At 65.2% G+C, this 13,420-nt stretch carries 13 protein-coding genes; 8 read left to right on the top strand and 5 right to left on the bottom strand.

Features of this window, described 5'->3' with window-relative positions:
* The first annotated feature begins 533 nt into the window (after positions 1 to 533).
* The 4 genes from VSR34_RS11625 to VSR34_RS11610 all read left to right on the top strand — a co-directional run bounded on the left by VSR34_RS11625 (position 534) and on the right by VSR34_RS11610 (position 4,127).
* Positions 534 to 1,172: a MarR family winged helix-turn-helix transcriptional regulator gene (locus tag VSR34_RS11625; protein ID WP_342962538.1), complete on the top strand. Its 639-nt coding sequence runs from the start codon at positions 534 to 536 to the stop codon at positions 1,170 to 1,172.
* Positions 1,173 to 1,455: 283 nt separating this feature from the next.
* Entirely contained in the window at positions 1,456 to 2,184 is a 729-nt protein-coding gene (locus VSR34_RS11620) for a glutamine amidotransferase (RefSeq protein WP_342962537.1), read from the top strand.
* A gap of 127 nt (positions 2,185 to 2,311) precedes the next feature.
* Positions 2,312 to 3,424, top strand: a complete 1,113-nt coding sequence (locus VSR34_RS11615; protein WP_342962536.1) for an NADH:flavin oxidoreductase/NADH oxidase — start codon at positions 2,312 to 2,314, stop codon at positions 3,422 to 3,424.
* 199 nt (positions 3,425 to 3,623) lie between these two features.
* Entirely contained in the window at positions 3,624 to 4,127 is a 504-nt protein-coding gene (locus VSR34_RS11610) for an SET domain-containing protein-lysine N-methyltransferase (RefSeq protein ID WP_028213254.1), read from the top strand.
* Positions 4,128 to 4,238: 111 nt separating this feature from the next.
* Here the strand turns inward: VSR34_RS11610 and VSR34_RS11605 are convergent, their stop codons facing one another.
* The gene (locus VSR34_RS11605) at positions 4,239 to 5,804 is read right to left on the bottom strand and encodes a sensor histidine kinase N-terminal domain-containing protein (RefSeq protein ID WP_342962535.1); all 1,566 of its coding nucleotides are present in this window, start codon (positions 5,802 to 5,804) and stop codon (positions 4,239 to 4,241) included.
* A gap of 204 nt (positions 5,805 to 6,008) precedes the next feature.
* Positions 6,009 to 6,695 carry a response regulator transcription factor gene (locus VSR34_RS11600; RefSeq protein ID WP_027793094.1) on the bottom strand — a complete coding sequence of 229 codons (687 nt, stop codon included), beginning with the start codon at positions 6,693 to 6,695 and terminating at the stop codon, positions 6,009 to 6,011.
* 133 nt (positions 6,696 to 6,828) lie between these two features.
* Here VSR34_RS11600 and VSR34_RS11595 point away from each other — a divergent pair, with 133 nt between their 5' ends.
* Positions 6,829 to 7,059, top strand: a complete 231-nt coding sequence (locus VSR34_RS11595) for a DUF3717 domain-containing protein (RefSeq protein ID WP_028213252.1) — start codon at positions 6,829 to 6,831, stop codon at positions 7,057 to 7,059.
* A 107-nt stretch (positions 7,060 to 7,166) separates the two neighbouring features.
* Here VSR34_RS11595 and VSR34_RS11590 read toward each other — a convergent pair whose 3' ends face one another.
* A complete protein-coding gene (locus VSR34_RS11590; RefSeq protein ID WP_255217792.1) occupies positions 7,167 to 7,505 on the bottom strand; it encodes a 4a-hydroxytetrahydrobiopterin dehydratase in 339 nt (112 codons plus the stop codon).
* Between the two features lie 183 nt (positions 7,506 to 7,688).
* Here VSR34_RS11590 and VSR34_RS11585 point away from each other — a divergent pair, with 183 nt between their 5' ends.
* A complete protein-coding gene (locus VSR34_RS11585) occupies positions 7,689 to 8,180 on the top strand; it encodes an Lrp/AsnC family transcriptional regulator (RefSeq protein ID WP_342962534.1) in 492 nt (163 codons plus the stop codon).
* 53 nt (positions 8,181 to 8,233) lie between these two features.
* On the opposite strand, the gene VSR34_RS11580 is transcribed toward VSR34_RS11585, so the two are convergent.
* A complete protein-coding gene (locus tag VSR34_RS11580; protein ID WP_028213249.1) occupies positions 8,234 to 8,758 on the bottom strand; it encodes a class IV adenylate cyclase in 525 nt (174 codons plus the stop codon).
* A 197-nt stretch (positions 8,759 to 8,955) separates the two neighbouring features.
* Positions 8,956 to 9,843 (bottom strand): LysR family transcriptional regulator, encoded by an 888-nt coding sequence (locus VSR34_RS11575; protein ID WP_028213248.1) that lies wholly within the window; start codon positions 9,841 to 9,843, stop codon positions 8,956 to 8,958.
* 110 nt (positions 9,844 to 9,953) lie between these two features.
* On the opposite strand from VSR34_RS11575, the gene VSR34_RS11570 reads away from it, so the two are divergent.
* Both VSR34_RS11570 and VSR34_RS11565 read left to right on the top strand, forming a co-directional pair.
* Positions 9,954 to 11,477 carry a CoA-acylating methylmalonate-semialdehyde dehydrogenase gene (locus tag VSR34_RS11570; RefSeq protein ID WP_342962533.1) on the top strand — a complete coding sequence of 508 codons (1,524 nt, stop codon included), beginning with the start codon at positions 9,954 to 9,956 and terminating at the stop codon, positions 11,475 to 11,477.
* 112 nt (positions 11,478 to 11,589) lie between these two features.
* Positions 11,590 to 13,308 (top strand): GMC family oxidoreductase N-terminal domain-containing protein, encoded by a 1,719-nt coding sequence (locus tag VSR34_RS11565; RefSeq protein WP_342962532.1) that lies wholly within the window; start codon positions 11,590 to 11,592, stop codon positions 13,306 to 13,308.
* Positions 13,309 to 13,420 lie beyond the last annotated feature (112 nt).

Genomic DNA, 13,420 nt, shown 5'->3' with positions numbered 1-13,420 from the left:
CCTGGGGGTTCTTATTTTTTTGACCTGGATCTCGACATGGGCCATATTCAATGACGAAGCGAGCCGCGAGGCCCGCTTCGCTGCGGGCGGCGTCCGATTTCCCTGAAAACTCAATGGACTGCGTAATGATTGGCAGGCGACAATGGGGCAGATTCCAGTTGCGTTCGGGACAGAAATCCGCGATAACCCTGCAAGGATCCCGGGCCGGAGTTTCGCGTTCCCAGGAACCTGTGCACCAGGCAATGGCGTGCTTATCAACGGGTTATCCACAAATCACGTTGGATAACTTAGCTGTGCGATTCGCTACTCTCGCATAGAATGGCGGTTTGCTGTCGTGGCGGCGGGACGGAAGGACGTTTTCGCCGCCTGCGGCAAGAAGCGCGACTTTGCAACGCACACCATGGCGCAGGCGAAGCGGAAAAATTTTGAGATGGTGCGGCGCTCGGGGAACCGGACGCCGGCGTTCCCACAGGCCGCCGGTCAAAGCGGCGGCTGACGATGCAGCGCAAGCTGCCAATAACCAGCGAAAGACTATGAGCGAAGGCGTATACGGAGAGCAGGCAGCCGGGCGGGTGACCCATAGCCTGCTGCGACTTAGCACGGCAATGCGGAGCCAGGCGTGGGACTGGGCCGAAGGGGCAGGACTCACGCCTACCCAGGGCGAAATTCTCGTGCTGCTGATGCAGCGCAAGGGGCCGATGCGCCTCGGCGAGATCGCACGTGAAACGGCCCTCACGGCCGCCACCACCAGCGATGCGGTGAGCACGCTGGAAACGAAGGGGCTCGTCGAAAAGCGTCGCGCGCTCGACGACGGCCGCGCGCTCGCGGTGCGTCTGACCACGCGTGGCCGCACGGCGGCAAAGAAGGCATCGCAGTGGCCGGACTTCCTTTCGAAGGCGGTCGGCACGCTGAAGGCCGAAGAGCAGTCCACGCTCTACCGCACGTTGCTCAAGACGGTCTATCTGCTCGAATCGCAGGAGACCAGCCCGCAGCACCGCATGTGCCTCACCTGCTCGCATTTCGAGCCGAGCAAGAACCCGAAGAAGACGGCGCATCACTGCCGGCTTCTCAACATCGACATGACCGACGCAGACCTGCGTCTCGATTGCTCGGTGTACGAGCAGGCCGACGTGCTGACCCAGAAAAAGAACTGGAAGATCTTCGCGGTTTAAGGTCAGGCCGAAGCTGCGCCGCCGCCGTCGGGGCGGCTGGCGCGTGCCGACGCCTGCTCGCGCGTCGCGCACGTAACGAACGGTAGTGCAACACATCGCAATGTCGGTCACGCGCGGCGTTGCAAGCATGATGCGTCTATGTGGCAATTTGCATAGTTCTCGCAAGTAGTTGTCACAATGATTCGTCCCAGCTTTTTGTCACGATCGTCAGCGCGAATGTTCGCGCAATCCATGCAGGCGCCGTGACATCCATGCCACCGAGAGCCGACCCGGGGATTTGCCGATGAATCGCGAAGTATTGGCAGTGCGCCATGTCTATTTCGAGGACCTCGGCAGCTTCGAGCGCGTGCTCGGCGACCGCGGACGTCCCGTGCGCTACGTGGACGTCGGCTTCGCGCGCATCGGCGCGCTCAATCCGTTGTCGGCGTCGCTCATGGTCGTGCTTGGTGGCCCGATCAATGCATGCGACGACGCGCGCTACCCCACGCTCGTTCCCCTTGCCGCGATGATCGAAAAGCGCGTCGCGGCGGGTCTCCCCACGCTTGGTATTTGTCTTGGCGCCCAGTTGATTGCGCGTGTGCTCGGCGCGCGCGTCTACGCAGCGCCGCAGCCCGAAATCGGCTGGACGCCGCTCGCACTCACCGACGCCGGCCGTGCCTCGCCGCTGCGACACCTCGACGGCGCGTCGACCTCCCTCCTCCATTGGCACGGCGATACGTTCGATCTGCCGCAAGGCGCGACGCGCCTCGCTTCCACGCCGCTGTGCGAGAACCAGGCGTTTGCGTACGGCGACCACGTGCTCGGCCTGCAATGCCATCCCGAGGTGCGGGCCGATCGCTTCGAGCCCTGGCTGATCGGCTATGCCGGCGAAATCGGCGCTGCGGGCGTCGACGTCAATGCGTTGCGCGACGATACGGCGCGCAACGGGCCGCGACTCGAAGTGCAGGCGAGCCGCATGTTCGGCGAATGGCTGGACGCCGTCGATGCACGGATGGCCGCGCGGCAACCCTGACCCGCGCGCCTTGGCCTCGCGCAAGCGCGAAGGGCTGTCTAACGCGTGAAAACGGCGCGTGAAAACGGCGCGTGAAAACGGCGCGTGATATTCTCGGACGCTCCTCCCATCAGTCCGTGGATCCGCCATGAGCAAGCTTTTCACTCCGCTCGAACTGCGTGGCGTGACGCTCGCCAATCGCATCGTCGTCTCGCCGATGTGCCAGTACTCCGCCGATCGCGGCGAAGCGACCGACTGGCACATGATCCATCTCGGCCACCTCGCGCTGTCGGGCGCCGCGATGCTCTGCATCGAAGCGACGGCCGTGGAGCCGGATGGCCGCATCACGCCGGGCGATCTGGGCTTGTGGGACGACGTGACGGAAGCCGCGCTCGAGCCTGTCATCGCCGCGATCCGACGTCATTCGCCGATCCGTATCGCCATGCAGGTCGCGCACGCCGGACGCAAGGCGTCGAGCCACGTACCGTGGGAAGGCGGTCAGCTGATTTCGGTCGCCGACGGCGGATGGCTTCCTCATGCGCCCTCGGCGCTTCCGCACAAGGACGACGAGCCGCCGCCGCTCGCGCTCGATGTAGCGGGTCTGAACCGCGTGCGCAATGCGTTCGTGGCCACGGCGCGCCGGGCTGCGCGTCTTGGCATCGACGCGCTCGAAGTGCACGCGGCGCATGGCTATTTGCTCCACCAGTTCCTCTCGCCTGTCGCCAACCAGCGCAGCGACGAATACGGCGGCTCGCGTGAGAACCGCATGCGCTTTCCGCTCGAAGTGTTCGACGCCGTGCGCGCCGAATTCCCCGCAGATCGTCCGGTCGGCGTGCGCGTTTCCGCAACGGATTGGGTCGACGGCGGGTGGACGCCCGAGGACACCGTCGTGTTCGCGCAGGCGCTCAAGGCACGAGGCGCCGACTGGATCGACGTGTCATCGGGCGGCGTGTCGCCGTTGCAGAAGATTCCGCTCGAGCCGGGCTACCAGGTGCCGTTCGCACGCAAGGTCAAGGCCGAAACGGGCATGACGACCATTGCGGTGGGCCTCATCACCGATGCGTTGCAGGCCAACCAGATCGTCGAAGACGGCGAAGCCGACATGATTGCGATGGCGCGCGCGATGCTCTACGATCCGCGCTGGCCGTGGCATGCGGCCGCGCAACTCGGCGCGAGCGTGAGCGCGCCGCCGCAGTACTGGCGATCGCAACCACGCGATCTCAAGAAGCTGTTCGGCGAGACGACGCTCGGTCAACGCTGATTTTCGCTGATACGCGCGGCGCATTTGGGTTGAACGAAAGCGGCGCGAGCGTGTACGATGCCGTCTGTGGCGCGCCGGGCGTCGCATGAGCGCGGCGCCAAATCGGCGCCGCGTTTGCGTAGGGGGCGCAAGAAGACCGGTCCCACGCCGCTTGCCACGACCGGGACCGTCTCCCCAGGACTTCACAAGGATTCATTCAATGAGTGAACGCAGGATCGTCGTGCGCCAGTCGGGCGTGCACGGCAAGGGCGTGTTTGCGGCGGTCCCCATTGCGACCGGCGAACGACTGATCGAATACAAGGGCGAGCGCATCTCGTGGAAGGAAGCATTGCGGCGCCATCCGCACAATCCTGACGAGCCGAATCACACGTTCTATTTCGCGCTCGACGACGGCGACGTGATCGACGGCAAGGTGAAGGGCAACAGCGCGCGCTGGATCAACCATTCGTGCGCGCCGAACTGCGAAGCCGAGGAGATCGACGGGCACGTCTATATTCACGCACTGCGCGATATCGCCGAAGGCGAGGAGCTCTTCTACGACTATGGCCTCGTGATCGACGCGAAGCAGACGAAGAAGCTCAAACGCGAATACGAATGCCGCTGCGGCGCCCGCAAATGTCGCGGCACGATGCTCGCGCCACCCGACGAGAAGTCGGCGAAGGACGCCAAGGTCTCGAAGGCCAAAGGCAAAAAGAAGAAGTAAGTGCTCCCAGGCGCTTCGCCTGCACGTAGCAGACGTTTCGCACACGCTTTCTATCGCACATAGCACAAGGGCCGCATGAGCGGCCCTTGTCGTTTTCACGCGCTTGCCGATTCAGAGATCGATGCTCGCCTGGTGCGTCGGCTTCTTGTCACTGTGCGGCGGTTCCGATCCAGCCAGATGAAGGGGTGCTGCTTCGGCTGCGGCTTCCCTGGCCTCGGTCCTGTCTTTGACGTCCTTGCCGCCATACCCGGGCTGCTTCGCGAGCGGCACGCGCACGATGAAGCGCGCGCCGCCTTCCGGCGCGTCTTCGTAATGCACGCTGCCCCGATGCAGCGCCATGATGTCGTGCACGATCGCAAGGCCCAGCCCTGCGCCGCTGTCCACACCGCTTTCGCTTTGTCCGTCGCCGCGGAAGAATCGCTTGAAGAGATCGGCCTGCTGTGAAGCCGGCACACCGCCGCCATTGTCCTCCACGATGATCTCCGCCATCGGTATGCCGTCGGCGGAAACTTGAGTAACGGTCACGGTGATGCGTCCGCCCTCCAGTCGCGCAGGCGGCAGATACTTGAGCGCGTTGTCGAGCAGGTTCGCGATGACTTCATGGAGCAGCACGGGGTTGCCGCGCACCATCAGCGGCGTGTCGTTCTCAGGGGCGTCGAGGCGCTGGAAGCCAAGATCCACGTGGCTCGCGAGCGCGCGCGGCACCCATTCGGCGCCCGTCTCGAACGCGAGCGCGGCCATGTCGATATCGGTGAAACGCGCGGCCTGTTCGCCCGGCTCGGCGCGCGCGAGCGAAAGCAGCTGATTCGACAGACGCACCGCGCGATCGGCGGCCGCACGCAATTCGCGCACGGCGTCGTTGATCTTTTGCGGCTCGCGCGCATTCGCGGCCTGCTCTGCGTGCAGTTTCACCGCCGTGAGCGGCGTGCGCAGCTGGTGAGCGGCGTCGGCGATGAATTTGCGCTGCGCTTCGAGCGCGGTCTTCAGGCGGCCGAGCAGCGCATTGAGCGCACCCGTGAGCGGACGGATTTCGATGGGTACGTAGGTCTCGTCCACAGGCTCGAGCGAGGTGTGCGTCTGCCTGTTGAGCGAGTCGGCGAGCGCCGTGAGCGGATTGAGCTGCTGGTTGACCACGCGCCACACGATGATCCAGCCAGCGAGCAGCAGGAGCAGCAGCGGCATCATGATCGCCACGAGAAATTCGGCCGCGATGCGAAAACGATGATTCACGGGCTGGCCGACTTCGACCACGATCGGGTTCCCATTCAACTGCGCCACGCGGACTTGCGCGACACGGACGGCCACGCCCCGATAGACCGTTTCGAATACGTACGCATAGTGCATGCGGCGCACGTTGGTGCCCCGGAGCGGCAAGTCGCGGTCACCGGCGATCTCGGTCTCGCCGTTGCTGATGCGATAGACGAGATCTTCTTCGGGGTCGGAGAACATCGCCTGCGCGAGTGGCGGGACGGTTTGCGGCGCATCGGCGCCGGCGATCTGGATTTGCCGCGAAATCGCCGTGGCGAGATCGGCGAGCGAGCGGTCGACTACGTGCTGCGTGTATTGCCACGCGAGCCAATAAGCGATGAGCCCGCTCATGAGCGCGAGCAGCGAAAGCGGGGCGGCGAGGCGCCGCAGCAGCGTACGCCGCAGACTCGTCGCGGCAGTGGAGGACATGATGGCTTCGGGGCGAATGTTCAATCGTAGGTGCGGCGGCGCGCGCCGCACGGGATCGATCCATTGTACGCGGGCCGCGGGAGCGGCGGCGCAAGGCATCGAGCGCAATGGGGGCCGATGATGCGAAAACGGCGGCGGAGGGCTCCGCCGCCGTTTCTGGCGCTGGCTTCAGGAACGAGGCCGAATGAGGCCGAACGAGGCGGATCAGGCCGCCTGGCGGATTTCCTGGAGCAGATAACCGAAGCCGCGTACCGTGACGATCTCGACGCGGCAGTTCTCGAGCTTCTTGCGCACGCGGTGCACGTAGACTTCGATCGCAGTGTCGCCGAGGTCGCCGCCGAAGTGCGTGAGGTGATCCTGCAGTTGCGCCTTGCTCACCACGCGGCCATGACGCAGCAGCAGCATTTCGAGCACCGCAAACTCGCGCGGCGAGAGTTCGAGCGGCTTGTCGTCGTTGAAGATCCGGCGATCGACGCCCGACAGGCGCACGCCGCCGAGCGACACTTCCGGACGCGGCACGTCGCCGTGCGGGCCGCTGCGGCGCATCACGGCGCGAATGCGCGCCTCGAGTTCGGCCGGCTCGAACGGCTTGAGCATATAGTCGTCGGCGCCCGAGTTCAGGCCTTGGACACGGTCGTTCAATTCGTCGCGCGCCGTGAGCACGATGACGGGCGTGTGCCGGTTGCTCTGACGAAAGCGCGATAGCAGCGTCATGCCGTCGATGCCGGGGAGCCCGAGATCGAGAATCACGAGCTCATGGCGATTTTGCGCAAGGGCTTGTTCGGCGAAGATGCCGTCGTGGACCATGTCGACGGTGAAGCCGGCTTGTTCGAGGCTGGACTGAATACCGCGTGCGATGGGGCGGTCGTCTTCGATCAGAAGGAGTCGCATGGATTTCGCTCAAGTACAATAGGTTTTAGCGTTCAGGCACGCAGTTCGCGCAGCGTCGCACGCTGGCCTCGAGGTACAGCCGGCACAGCGACCAGGCGGCGCCCAGTGCGACGGTTGTACGATCACGATCCACATGTCCGATATTTCGATCACCGAACTCGAAGCCGCAATCAACTTCTGGCGCAACCGCTCGCCTTCGAGCGGCGATGAACTCGCGTTGTGCCAGGAGGCAAGTGCGCTCTCGAAGCCGTATGCGCTGCTGATTGTACAGCGTCAGAACGTCATATCACTGGAACGTTTGGAACCGATTGCCCGCGCTGCCTGGGAGTCTTACGTATCCATCAAGAATAGCCTTCAAAGCTGACGGCTTGAAGTTCCCGCACCCTGCATTAGCCTTTCATGCGCGCGCCGTGCGCGGGGTCTTTCTCGTGCCCCTGCACACGGCGTACTCACGCCTGGTACCGCCGCTGCCTATGCGTTGAGCGGACCCGGCGCGATCGAATCGATGAAACGGGCGAGCGCGACGTCGCGCGAGGTGAGGCCGTCGGCCTCGTGAGTGGAAAGCGTGATCTCGACGCGGTTGTACACGTTGAACCACTCGGGATGGTGGTTCATTTCCTGCGCCTTGATCGCCACGCGCGTCATGAAGCCGAACGCCTCGTTGAAGTCCGCGAAGCGGAACTGGCGCTGGATCGCATCGCGACCGGCGACGGCCTGCCAGCCACGCAGGTCGGCGAGTTGCGATGCGCGTTCTTCGGATGTGAGTCGGTTGATCATCGTTGCACCTGTCTTGAACTGGGGGCCGGGCATGCGCCGTTAGCCCATTGGCCATTTTTTCACGGATGGGACACGCGTGCGAGCGGCGCTTTTCCGCCGTTTGGCGTATCAGCAAGCGCGGCGCAGATATCTCGCGGGATACGGCTTCAGCTGCGAGATGTGCGCGTTTTATGCGAAAATCGAGCGAAAATCAACTCATCCGTGCGGATTTCGTTCATGCTCGAACTCGACCACTTCGATCTGGCGCTTCTGGACGTGTTGCAACGCTTTGGCCGCGCCACACATCAGCAGCTTGGCGAGCAGGTGCCGCTGTCGCCTTCGCAGATCGGCAGACGGCTGCAACGCCTCGAGGCATCGGGCGTGATAGACGGCTATCGCGTGGTGCTGCGGCCCGAAAAGCTCGGGCTCGGCGTGACCGCGTTCACGAGCCTCAAGCTCAAGCATCATGGGGATTCGATCATCGAGCAGTTCCAGCAGCAGATCGACGTGCTGCCGGAAGTGCTCGAATGCCATGCCGTGGTGGGCGACGCCGATTACCTGCTGCGCATCGTCGCGCCTGACCTCAACGCGCTCTCGACCTTCGTCATGAAGAAGCTGATGCGCGTGCCCGGCGTGGACAGCGTGCGCTCGAACATCGTGCTCACGACGTTCAAGCGCAATGGGCCGCTGCCGCTTGGCCACCTGGAGCCGGGCACATCCGCGGCGTGAGGAGCGGGGCGAATCGGGCCGAGACGGGCCCGCAAGCGCCCGCAGACGAGATGTCAGGCCGCGTTGGCCGTATTGAGCAGATCCACGTACGCCACCGCGACGAGATCGCTTTCGTCCACACCGAGCTTCGCGAACACCGCGTGCGCTTCGGCCTCGCCGCCTTGTTCGTCGTCCTCGGGGCCGAGCACCACTTCCAGTTCGACGAAGTCGCCCAGGCCGTCCACGCGGTCGAGGTGAATGCGCGTGCGCCCCGCCAGATACACGTGACGCTCCTTCGAGACGATGCCGCGCGTGGTGAGCGCCGTGGCGAGCAGCGAATGCATGGCCTCGGCATTGGTGACGGGACTGCGCGTGTAGTACGAGGCCTTCGGGCCGTCGCGGTCGTCGCGCTGATAGAAGATCAGCTCGGGCGGCGTGCCGTCGTCGAACTGGCGCAGCTTCAGGCGGCCGCGCGGCACGTCGTAAAAGAAGTCCTGCTGGCGAAAGATCAGCGGTGCGTCGGAGGCGAGCTGGGCGGCACGCTCGCGCAAGGCGTCGAATTGACGGGCGCGGGCTTTGATTTCGATGTTGCGGGCCATGCAAGACTCCTGTCGAACGAGGGGAACAAGGGGGCGATGGGAGAGGCAGGGGACGCACCGCGCAGCACGGCGGCGAGCGCGCCGAAACGCGGAGCGAATGCCCAATCTATCAAAACTTGAGTGACAGCGCTGTTACGCGCGCACTTCGCTGGCGCGCGCAAGGCGGCGGGCGCAGCCCGCGTGTTCATGAGCGCGGCTCATATCGCCCATTGCGTTTCGATCACCTTGAGCGCCGCCGCGATCGTTGGCTCGTCGCGGCGCGCGGCGAGCGTGATGAAGGTGAGCTCGGTGGGCACCGTCACGCCTTCGACGATGGTGAGTCCGTGCGCGTGCGCCTCGGCGAGCGCGGTGGAATCGCGCGCGAGCGTGAGGCCCACGCCCGACTTCACGAGATCGAGCATCGAAGGTTCCTGGTCCACTTCCGCGACCTTGACGGGCTTTGCGTGCGCGGCCTCGAATAGTGTGGTGAGCAGCCGGTTGTGCGCCGAGGCGGGCGGCGTCCAGATCCACGGCAGCGCGGCGAGCGCGCGCCAGTCCCGCGCATCCTTTACGCGGTCTTTCCAGCCGGCGGGCGCGAGCACGCGGTACTGAAAGCGCGTGAGCGTGATGGCGTGAAAGCTCTCGGGGTCTGGCGCGGGCTGGCCGATGTAATAGCCCACGTCGAGCTCGCGCGAACGCACCTGGTCGAGCACCCAGCCCGACATGCCGTGGCGCAGCGCGGTTTCGATCTGCGGCCAGGTTTCGACGAGCTGCCGCAGAAAGCCGCCGAGGCGCAGGAACGCCGGATCGAGAATCGTGCCGATGCGCAGACGCCCGCGCACCTCGTGCCGCAGTGCAGCAGCGGCGCGCTGCACGTCGCCGGCCGCGGCGAGCGCGCGTTCGGCGTGGGGCAGCAGCGCCTGCCCGTCGCGCGTGAGCGCAAGGCCGTGCGACGTGCGCGTGAAGAGCGAGACGCCAAGCGTCTCCTGTAAATGCTTGATCTGCAGACTCACGGCCGGCTGCGTGAGATGCAGATGCGTGGCCGCGCGCGTAAGGTTGCCCTCGCGCGCGACCGTGACGAACGCTCGTAGCAAGGTCAGGTCCATCCACTGATATTAAACCGCCTTATATCGCAGTTGAGCATTAATCATTGGATCGCGCCCCGGCCTCCCGATTACGCTAGCCAGATCGAGACTGCACGACAAGAGAGGCAGACATGGGCGAGACACATCAAAGCGAAGCGGGCGTGCGCACGCTCACGCATTTCGTCAACGGCAAGCCGCTGTCCGGCACGAGCGACCGTTATGGCGATGTCTTCAATCCGGCCTACGGCAAGCTGAGCGCCCGCGTGCCGCTCGCCAGCGTGGCCGAGGTCGATGCCGCCGTCGCCGCCGCGCAGGCCGCGTTTCCCGAGTGGGCGGAGACGGCGCCCATCAAGCGCGCGCGCATTCTCTTCAAGTTCAAGGACCTGCTCGACCAGCATCACGACGAACTGGCCGAAATCCTCACGCGCGAGCACGGCAAGGTGTTCTCCGACGCGAAGGGCGAGGTCATGCGCGGCATCGAGGTGGTCGAGTTCGCGTGCGGCATTCCCAATCTGTTGAAGACCGATTTCACCGACCAGATCGGTGGCGGCATCGACAACTGGAATCTGCGCCAGCCGCTTGGCGTCGTGGCCGGCATCACGCCGTTCAACTTCCCGATGATGGTGCCGTGCTGGATGTTCCCGATCGCGCTCGCGTGCGGCAACACCTTCGTGCTCAAGCCTTCGGAGCGCGATCCTTCGGCCTCGTTGCGGCTCGCGGAACTGCTCAGGGAGGCGGGGCTGCCCGACGGCGTGTTCAACGTCGTGCACGGCGACAAGGTGGCCGTGGATGCGCTGCTCGCGCATCCCGATGTCAGCGCGCTGTCGTTCGTCGGCTCGACGCCGATTGCCGAGTACATCTATACGGAAGGCACGAGGCACGGCAAGCGCGTGCAGGCGCTGGGCGGCGCGAAGAATCACCTCGTGGTGATGCCGGACGCCGATCTCGACCAGGCCGTGGACGCGCTGATCGGCGCGGCCTACGGCTCGGCGGGCGAGCGCTGCATGGCGATTTCGGTGGCGGTGGCCGTGGGCCATATCGCCGACGAACTGGTCGAGCGCCTCGCGCCGCGCGTGAAGGCGCTGCAGATCGGCAGCGGCATGGATGGCGCCTCGGAAATGGGCCCGCTCGTCACGGGCGCGCATCGCGCGAAAGTGCAGGGCTATATCGAGGCGGGCGTGGCCGCGGGCGCGAAGCTCGTCGTGGACGGGCGCGGGCACAAGGTCGATGGCCATGAGGACGGCTTCTTCCTCGGCGGCACGCTGTTCGACGACGTGAAGACCGACATGACGATCTACAAGGAAGAGATCTTCGGGCCGGTGCTTGCGGTCGTGCGTGTGCCGGACTTCGCGAGCGCCGTCGAGTTGATCAACGCTCATGAATTCGCCAACGGCGTGTCGTGCTACACGTCGGACGGCGGCGTCGCGCGCGCGTTCTCGCGCCAGATCAAGGTGGGCATGGTCGGCATCAACGTGCCGATTCCGGTGCCGATGGCGTGGCACTCGTTCGGCGGCTGGAAGCGCTCGCTGTTCGGCGATCACCATGCGTACGGCGAGGAAGGCGTGCGCTTCTACACGCGCTACAAGAGCATCATGCAACGCTGGCCCGACAGCATCGCAAAGGGCGCCGAGTTCACGATGCCGGTGGCGAAGTAGGCGAGGCGGAGCCGGGCGGCTTATCAAGCATAACGAAACAGATGGGGCCGCCCCGCGCAGCAGTGGCAGTTCAATAAAGCGCCAAAAGAACGGAAACAGCAGGAGACACATCATGCCCGCAACGAGCGAAGCCCCGGGGGCACGGGGCGCGTCCTCGCGTCGCCTCGAAGGGGAATTCGACTATGTGATCGTCGGCGCCGGCACCGCAGGCTGCGTGCTCGCCAACCGCTTGACCGAAGACGCAGACGTTTCCGTGCTGCTCATCGAGGCGGGCGGCAAGGACGACTATCACTGGATCCACATCCCCGTCGGCTACCTGTACTGCATCGGCAATCCGCGTACCGACTGGCTCTACAAGACCGCCGCCGAAAAGGGCCTCAATGGCCGCTCGCTCGCGTATCCGCGTGGGCGCGTGCTGGGTGGGTCGTCGTCGATCAACGGCATGATCTACATGCGCGGCCAGCGCGAGGATTACGACAGCTGGGCGCGCGAGACCGGCGATTCCGCGTGGTCGTGGGACAGCGTGCTGCCCGTGTTCCGGCGCAGCGAGGATCACCACGGCGGCGCGAGCGAGTTTCACGGCGCGGGCGGCGAATGGCGCGTCGAGAAGCAGCGCCTGAAGTGGCAGATTCTCGAATCGTTCGCGAGGGCGGCGCAGGAGCAGGGCATTCCCGCCACCGACGACTTCAACCGCGGCGACAACAGCGGCGTGGGCTATTTCGAGGTGAACCAGAAGCGCGGTGTGCGCTGGAACGCGTCGAAGGCATTTCTGCGCGCGGCGATGAAGCGGCCCAATCTCACCGTCGTGACCGGCGCGCTCACACAGCGCGTGATTTTCGAAGGCAAGCGCTGCGTGGGCGTGGAGTATCGCGGCGATGTCGATTACGTCGCCCGGGCGCGCTGCGAGGTCGTCCTGAGCGCGGGCGCCGTGAATTCGCCGCAATTGCTGGAGCTTTCCGGTATCGGCGATGCGGATCGCCTCGCCCGGCTCGGCATCGACGTCGTGCAGGATCTGCGCGGCGTGGGCGAAAACCTCCAGGACCATCTGCAATTGCGCATGGCGTTCCGCGTGAACGGCGTGCGCACGCTCAACACAGCTTCCGCGCATTGGTGGGGCAAGCTGATGATCGGCATGCAGTACGCGTTTTTGCAGAGCGGACCGATGTCGATGGCGCCCTCGCAGCTCGGCGCATTCGCGAAATCGGACCCCGGCGATCCGGCACTCACGCGGCCCGACCTCCAGTATCACGTGCAGCCGCTGTCGCTCGACCGCTTCGGCGAGCCGCTGCATCGTTTCAACGCGTTCACGGCCTCGGTATGCAATCTGAGGCCGACTTCGCGCGGCAGCATCCATGCCGTTTCTGCGGACCCGTCGCAGGCACCGGCGATCGCGCCGAATTATCTCTCGACCGATCACGACCTGCGCGTCGCCGCCAATGCATTGCGGCTCACACGGCGCATTGCCGCTTCGGCGGCGCTCGCGCGTTATGAGCCGCACGAGATCCTGCCGGGCCTCGCTTTTCAAACCGAGGAGGAACTGCGCGAGGCGGCCGGCAACGTGGGCACGACCATCTTTCACCCGGTGGGCACTTGCCGGATGGGCCGCGCCGACGACCCCGATGCCGTGGTCGACGCGCGCCTGCGCGTGCGCGGCGTGGCGGGCCTGCGAGTGGTCGATGCTTCGGTCATGCCGACCATCACCTCGGGCAACACGAATTCGCCGACGCTGATGATCGCGGAACGCGCCGCCGAGATGGTGCGCGCCGATCGCCGCGAGGGGCTGCGGGCAGGCAGGGAGGCCGCCGCGATGGTGACGATGACGACCGCCTGAGAGCGTTGGGGAAAGGCGCGAAGCAGCTAGAGGCACGTCGTTTTGGCGACTATGTGGGACGCACGAGAGGAACCCTCGGTGCGTATTTCTGCACGCCTGTCATTCATCGCCG

Origin of the sequence: Paraburkholderia sp. JHI2823 (genome assembly GCF_038900695.1) — a bacterium.
In the GTDB taxonomy this organism is placed as follows: domain Bacteria; phylum Pseudomonadota; class Gammaproteobacteria; order Burkholderiales; family Burkholderiaceae; genus Paraburkholderia; species Paraburkholderia mimosarum.
This window is presented reverse-complemented; position numbering and strand designations above follow the sequence as displayed.